Source organism: Protofrankia sp. CiP1_Cm_nod2, from assembly GCF_920664355.1.
Taxonomy (GTDB): Bacteria; Actinomycetota; Actinomycetes; order Frankiales; family Frankiaceae; genus Protofrankia.
Genome location: NZ_CAKKTL010000048.1, coordinates 1 through 5991, shown reverse-complemented (window position 1 = coordinate 5991; position 5991 = coordinate 1). Strand labels below are relative to the sequence as shown.

At 72.1% G+C, this 5991-nt stretch carries 6 protein-coding genes; 5 read left to right on the top strand and 1 reads right to left on the bottom strand.

What is annotated here, in order from left to right; translation table 11 throughout:
• The first annotated feature begins 5 nt into the window (after window positions 1-5).
• Window positions 6-971, top strand: a complete 966-nt coding sequence (locus tag NBW84_RS07735; RefSeq protein ID WP_445548196.1) for a L,D-transpeptidase family protein — start codon at window positions 6-8, stop codon at window positions 969-971.
• A 60-nt stretch (window positions 972-1031) separates the two neighbouring features.
• Here NBW84_RS07735 and NBW84_RS07730 read toward each other — a convergent pair whose 3' ends face one another.
• Window positions 1032-1742 (bottom strand): UdgX family uracil-DNA binding protein, encoded by a 711-nt coding sequence (locus NBW84_RS07730; RefSeq protein ID WP_250283076.1) that lies wholly within the window; start codon window positions 1740-1742, stop codon window positions 1032-1034.
• 224 nt (window positions 1743-1966) lie between these two features.
• Between NBW84_RS07730 and NBW84_RS07725 the strand changes: the two genes are divergently transcribed.
• From NBW84_RS07725 to NBW84_RS07710, 4 genes are all read left to right on the top strand, one after another.
• Window positions 1967-2671 (top strand): hypothetical protein, encoded by a 705-nt coding sequence (locus NBW84_RS07725; RefSeq protein WP_250283074.1) that lies wholly within the window; start codon window positions 1967-1969, stop codon window positions 2669-2671.
• Window positions 2672-3113: 442 nt separating this feature from the next.
• Window positions 3114-3971 carry a mechanosensitive ion channel family protein gene (locus NBW84_RS07720; protein ID WP_250283072.1) on the top strand — a complete coding sequence of 286 codons (858 nt, stop codon included), beginning with the start codon at window positions 3114-3116 and terminating at the stop codon, window positions 3969-3971.
• Window positions 3972-4231: 260 nt separating this feature from the next.
• Window positions 4232-4990 carry a hypothetical protein gene (locus NBW84_RS07715; protein ID WP_250283070.1) on the top strand — a complete coding sequence of 253 codons (759 nt, stop codon included), beginning with the start codon at window positions 4232-4234 and terminating at the stop codon, window positions 4988-4990.
• 35 nt (window positions 4991-5025) lie between these two features.
• Window positions 5026-5991 (top strand): alpha/beta hydrolase (locus NBW84_RS07710; protein ID WP_250283109.1); only part of this gene is annotated, 966 nt, incomplete at its 3' end.

Here is a 5991-nt window from a genome sequence, read left to right as displayed (position 1 = left end):
ACAGGATGATGATCCTGGGTTCGCGCGTGTGCCGTCGCCCCGCCCCTGGGGTGGCGGCACACGCCGTTTCGTCCACCGGTATGCCCACTGGTACCGCGCCCACCGGAGGCACGCCCGTGTCCTCATCCTCATCCTCATCCTCATCCGTGCCGGCGGCGGCCACGGCCAGGAGCACGCCGTCCCCGCGGCGGCTGTCCCCGCGGCGCGCGGGAGTCCCGTCGCTCGTCCTCGCCGGGCTGATCGCCTTCACCGGCTGTGGCGGCGGATCGACGGACTCGCCCACGGACACACCGCCGGCAGCGCCGGCGAGCACGGCCGTCCCGCAGGCGGCGCACAGCGAGCTGGCCGCCGCGGCCTCGGCCAGCCAGGACGGGACGTCCACCATCGTCACCGCCGTCGTCCCGAAGGTGGACATCTACAAGTCGCCGATCGCCGCGAGCGTGGTCTCCCAGCTGAGCAACCCGAACGAGGCGGGCGCCCCGCGGGTCTTCCTGGTGGTGACGAAGCTCCCCGGCTGGTGGCAGGTGCTGCTGCCGGTCCAGCCCGCCGGCAGCACCGGCTGGGTGAAGGACGCCCAGGTGAAGGCCAGCCAGACCAGCTACCGGGTGGTGGTCGCCCGCAAGGACCACCGGCTGCGGGTCTATGACAAGCAGCAGGTCGTCGTCGACGAGCCGACCGCCGTCGGGACGGGTGACACCCCGACCCCGGGCGGGAAGTTCTACCTGACCGAGCTGCTCCAGCCCCGCAACCCGGCCGGCGCGTACGGGCCGTACGCGTTCGGACTGAGCGGCTTCTCGACCACCCTCGACTCCTTCGAGGGACGAGCGCCGGTGATCGGTATTCACGGGACGAACCAGCCGAACCTGCTCGGCCAGGATGTCAGCCACGGCTGCATCCGGGTGAGCAACGAGACCATCACCCGGCTCGCGCGCCTGCTCCCGCTGGGCACGCCGGTGGAGATCGTCACCTGATCCACAACGCCGGACGCCCGTCGGTACAGCCACGGGCGCCCGGCGTTTCGTCTCCGGCGGTCAGCCCGTCATGCCGGCCAGAATGCGCCCAGCGAGCTGAAGATCATTAACGAAGCCGGCGTAGGCCTCGTCCCGAGTGGCCGGCTCGACCCGCAGCACCGCGCTCGGGTGCAACGTGGCGATCAGCTGGGCATCCGACCCCGGCGGCCCGGGCAGTAACCGGCCGCGCATCTTCGTCACCCGGAACGACGGCCCGAGCAGCGCCTGCCCCGCGGTCGCGCCGAGCAGGACGACCAGCCGCGGCCGGATCCGGTTCAGCTCGGCCGCGAGCCACGGCCGGCAGGCCGTGACCTGCCGGGCATCCGGCGTCTGGTGGATACGCCGCGGCCCATCGTTGCGGCGGTACCTGAAATGCTTGACCGCGTTCGTGACGTACGCCTCGGCCCGGTCGATCCCGGCGTCCGCGAGCGCCCGGTCGAGCAGCTTGCCGGCGGGCCCGACGAACGGCCGGCCACGCCGGTCCTCGACGTCACCGGGCTGTTCGCCGACGAGGACCAGGCGCGCACGCGGGTTCCCCTCCCCGAAGACGGTCCGGGTGTCGGGCAGGTCCGCCAGCTCACAGCCCCGGCAGGACGCGGCGGCCGTGGCCAGCCCGGCAAGGCCGGCATCCGGCGGGACGAAGGGCAGAGCGCCACCCCCGCCACGGACACCGGTGCCGGTGCCGGTGCCGGTACCCGTGGTGGTGCCAGTGGGAAAAGAGTCGTCCGTCACGGTCGCATCCTCACATCCCCCGTGGTGGGGCTGGTGCCGCCACCCACCCGGCGGCACATCAGCCCCAGAAGGCTGTAGCAGCAATATTACTCCGTGCAATCAGTGCATACTGGACCAATCGGGAACCCACCGAACGCTCCACCGCAGTCAGGGGGGTACTAACGCTCATGGCGATGTCCCGGCCCAGGCGGCGCCCGCGCGTCCGGATACTCGGCGTCGCTCTCGTGGCTGTTCTGCTGGCGCTTGCCGCCGGCTCCTGCGGAGGATCGCGGCAGCCCGCCGGCGGCGCGACGCCGGGGCAGCCGGCGGTCCCGGTCGCGTCGGCCGCCGCCCGCACGAACCTGCACGCGGGGGACTACGTGCTGACCGAGGGGCCGGAAACCGCCGGTTTCAACGCGAGCACGTCCCTGGACAACCGCGGGGCCCTCTCCGTGGCCGCGATGACCGGCTTCGCGTCGTGCGTCGGAAGGCCGGGGGCCGATCCGCGGGTCGAGCCGCTGGACTCGGCCAAGGGGCCCTACTTCGCCACGAACGACAACCTGGTCTTCATGGGCTCGGTAGCGGCGGTCTATCCGGCCGAGGTGATAACGGAGGCGGTCCGGATAGCGGCCGATCCGTCCTTCCCCTCCTGCGTCGGCGACCTGCTCAAACGCGGGTACACCGAGGCCGCCGACCTGCCCGAGGGCAGCACGTTCACGGTCCTGTCGACGACGAGGCGCACACCCCCGGCCGGTGTCACCGCGCTGACCAGGGTGAAGGCGTCGATGACCCTCGACGGGCCGGCGGTGCCGATGACGTTCGACGTGATGTTCGTCTTCGCCGGCCAGGTACAGAGCTCCTTCCTGGTCGGCCGGGTGTTCGACGCGCCCGACCAGGCCATCGTGAACCGGGTCGCCAAGCAGATCGTCCGGAAGACCGCCAACCAGTAGGCGGCGCGTCGGCCAGGAGAGGACCGCCGGTCGGCAGCGGCCGGGGGCCGGGGCTACCGTCACCCCGGAGCGCTGTGCCCCGGAGCGCTCCACCTCGAGGGGAACACCCCGCCTCGGGGTGTCGCCGCCGCGCCGGCACCCAGACGTCCCTTTTGCTCCGGGCATCCATGGACGGACTACACGAAAGCTACTTTCGGCGATCGTGTGGCAACATGGTGCGATCGCTATGTATGAGGTGTTCTGTCAACAGCCACCCCTGTGGGGACCTACGGCATGCTCCAGACGTCGTCGTTCGACCGCCGCTCCAACGCGCGGCCCCGGGCAGGAAACACACGCGATCGCGTCGCCCTCGGCCCTGAGCGTGGCCCGGAGAGCCGGGCCACGGCAGCGGGAGACGAGCACGATCACGCCGCCTCTGGCCCCCTAGGACGGAGGAGGACTATTGGTACCGCAGGCTGCCGGCTGGGACCAGGGTGTCCGGGACGCGTGGGCATCCGTCATCCAGAGCGTGCCGAAGATCGGCGCCTTCGTGCTCATCGTGCTCGCCGGCGGCCTGGCAGCCCGTGGCATCGTCAGCGCCGTCAACCGTCTGCTGGTCCGCGCCGGCACCGACAACCTGCTCGACCGCAGCGGGCTGCCCCGTGCGCTCCGCCGCCCCGCAGCCGACCTGCGCACCGGCCTCATGCGGATCACGTTCGCCATCGCCGCGCTGGCATTTCTCCAGCTGGCACTCGGCGTGTTCGGAGCCAACCCGGTCAGCAGCCTCATCAGCGACCTTGCCGTTCTGCTGGCACACACCGTGCTCGCCTGCGTCGTTCTCGTGATCGGAGCCACCCTGGCGTCCACCGCGCGCAGGTATGTCGGCAGCGCGCTCAGCGGCCTGCCCTACGCCGGGACGGCGGGGGGCATCAGCGCCGCCATCATCATGATCGGCTTTGGCAAGGCCGCCCTGGACGAGCTCGGCCTTGCCACATCCGTGACAACACCGATGCTCTACGCTGTTCTCGCGACCGTCACCGGAGTGACGATCGTGGGGGTGGGCGGCGGGCTCATCCGTCCCATGCAACAGCGCTGGGAGGAGGTCCTGCGTCGCGGCGGACAGGAACTGGCCAGCGCCCGGTCGACATGGCAGGGCAACCGGGCACGCTCCGCGGCCGAGGAGCCGATGCTGGTCGCCGTGAGCGACCTGGTCGCCTCCGGCCGCACCGGCAGGCGGCCGGGCACCCCACGCGAGCCGCTCCCTCCGCAACACGACGCAGGCGAACCCGGCGGCCACGCCGAACCCACCCGCCAGCCATGACCTTCCGATACGGGGACGGCCGCCACACCAACAGGCCGCCGCAATAGCGACATCAGTCCAGAACGGACGCAACGGACACGTGTCCGTTCCACGAACTGACGCGCGCGACAGGAGTGGGTAAGGCACTCTGGTACGACAGCGAGTCGCAACCAACGGCAGCCAAGGACCACCTACGGAGCACGTCACGACAGGCACATCACTACGGGGCACGTCACTACGGGGCACGTCACGCAGCACGCGGGAAGTAGGGAGACATCTCGGTGGACACGCCATCAGACCTGGAGCGCTCCCGGCTGCTCCTGGTCTGGCTACAGGCCCGTCGCGCCGTCGACCGCTGCCTGTCGGACCTGCTCGCGGCCGGGCCGGCCGGTGAACGCCGCGTCCGCGAACAGCTCGGACTGGTCGACGACCTGGAAAGCCGCGCGCGAGAGGCGTTCGTGCAGTACCGCGCCGTGGTCCTGCAGTCCCTGCCGGACACCGGCCCGGCGGACACGGCGGACATAGTGGACTGGGAGGTTCCCCTGGACACGGCGGGACGCCCACGCCTGGGCGTCGTGCGGACGGGGCAGCCTGGTCCGGATCCGGAGCGGGAGCAGGTCACGGGGACGGCGCCGAACACCGGCTCGGTGCCCGGTTCCGGCGCTGGCCTGGGCCGTTCGGCATCCGGATCCAGAACGGATCTCGGTCGTACGGTGTCCGGGCCCACACCCACCATCGGGGCGCGGCCGCCCAGGGACTCGGCCCGCCCGGGGACTCCCGCGGCCACCGCGCCCGCTGGCGGGGCCAGCGGGCCTCCCGGATCCCCTACCGGGATCACCGGAGCGACCGGGACCGTCACGGGCCGTCCTTCTCCCGCGGCTCCTGCCGTGTCCGCCGCGCCATCCGCCCGTCCCAGCGCTTCATTACCGTCCGCGCCTCTGCCGTCCGCGAGAGTCATACCGCTCGTCGGCCGGGACCGCGAAGCGGACATCACGCGCGGAACTCGAGCCATCCGGGGGAGTCAACGCCGGCACCGGTGACGGGCTTCTGTCACCAACAGGACAAAATGGGTGTGATGCCGCCCTCCCGTCCGCCCCGCCCGCCGTTGTCCCAGTGCCGCCGCCATGGCTCGCCCCGCCGCCGCGGCCTGCCGCGCCGTAGCCCGCTGGCCTGCTGCGTCGTGTTCATCTCCATGCTGGCCCTGTGCGCCGGGGGGTGCGCGGCCCTCTACGACCGCGTCCTGCCGACCCCCTCCCCGACCACCCTCAGGATCATCGTGCCCACCCCGACAGCCGGGCCGGACGCCTACGAACGGTCGGGACGCACGACGCCGTTACGCCTGACGCTGCCGGCCGTCACGGCCGCCCGGCCCTTCCCGCTCGTCATCGCGTTGCACAGCCTGGACAACGACAGCACGGAGCCCCAGTCGCTGTGGGGCTTCGAGGCGCTCACGGGCAGCGCCGGGTTCGCCGTGGCCTACCCCGACGCGCTCAACACCTCCTGGAACGCGGGCACCTGCTGCGGACGGTCCGCGGCCGAGCAGGTCGACGACGTCGGATGGCTACGGGCGCTCATCTCGCATCTGGAGCAGCACTACCCGATCGACCGGCAACGGGTGTTCCTCGTCGGTTTCTCCAACGGTGGCATGATCGCCTACCGTTACGCCTGCGAGCATGCCGGCGAGATCGCCGGGATCGCGGTGGTCGCGGCCAGCCTGCAGACGGCCGGCTGCGCGCCGGCGAAACCGGTGACCGTGGTGGCCATCCACGGCCAGCTCGACGAGCGCGTCCCGTATGCCGGCGAGGCCTGGTCCGAGACGCTCGGGACGCCGCTGCGGTCGGCGCGGGAGAGCCTGTCGCCCTTCCGGGCCAGCGCCGGCTGCCCCGAACCGTCGCTGCCGCGGGACACGTTCACGGTCGGCGGCGACGGTATCGCCGTCGGGAGCGCGGCAGGCGGCCAGCTGGTCGGCCTCGCGCAGGACAGGGCCGCCGGCCCGGCCGGCGCCGGCGGGGGCGCACAGCAGGCGCCGGCCGGCCAGGCC

What these genes read in the sequence shown, in the direction of transcription:
- NBW84_RS07735 (WP_445548196.1), top strand. Translation starts at nt 6, where the DNA reads ATGATGATCCTGGGTTCGCGCGTGTGCCGTCGCCCCGCCCCTGGGGTG.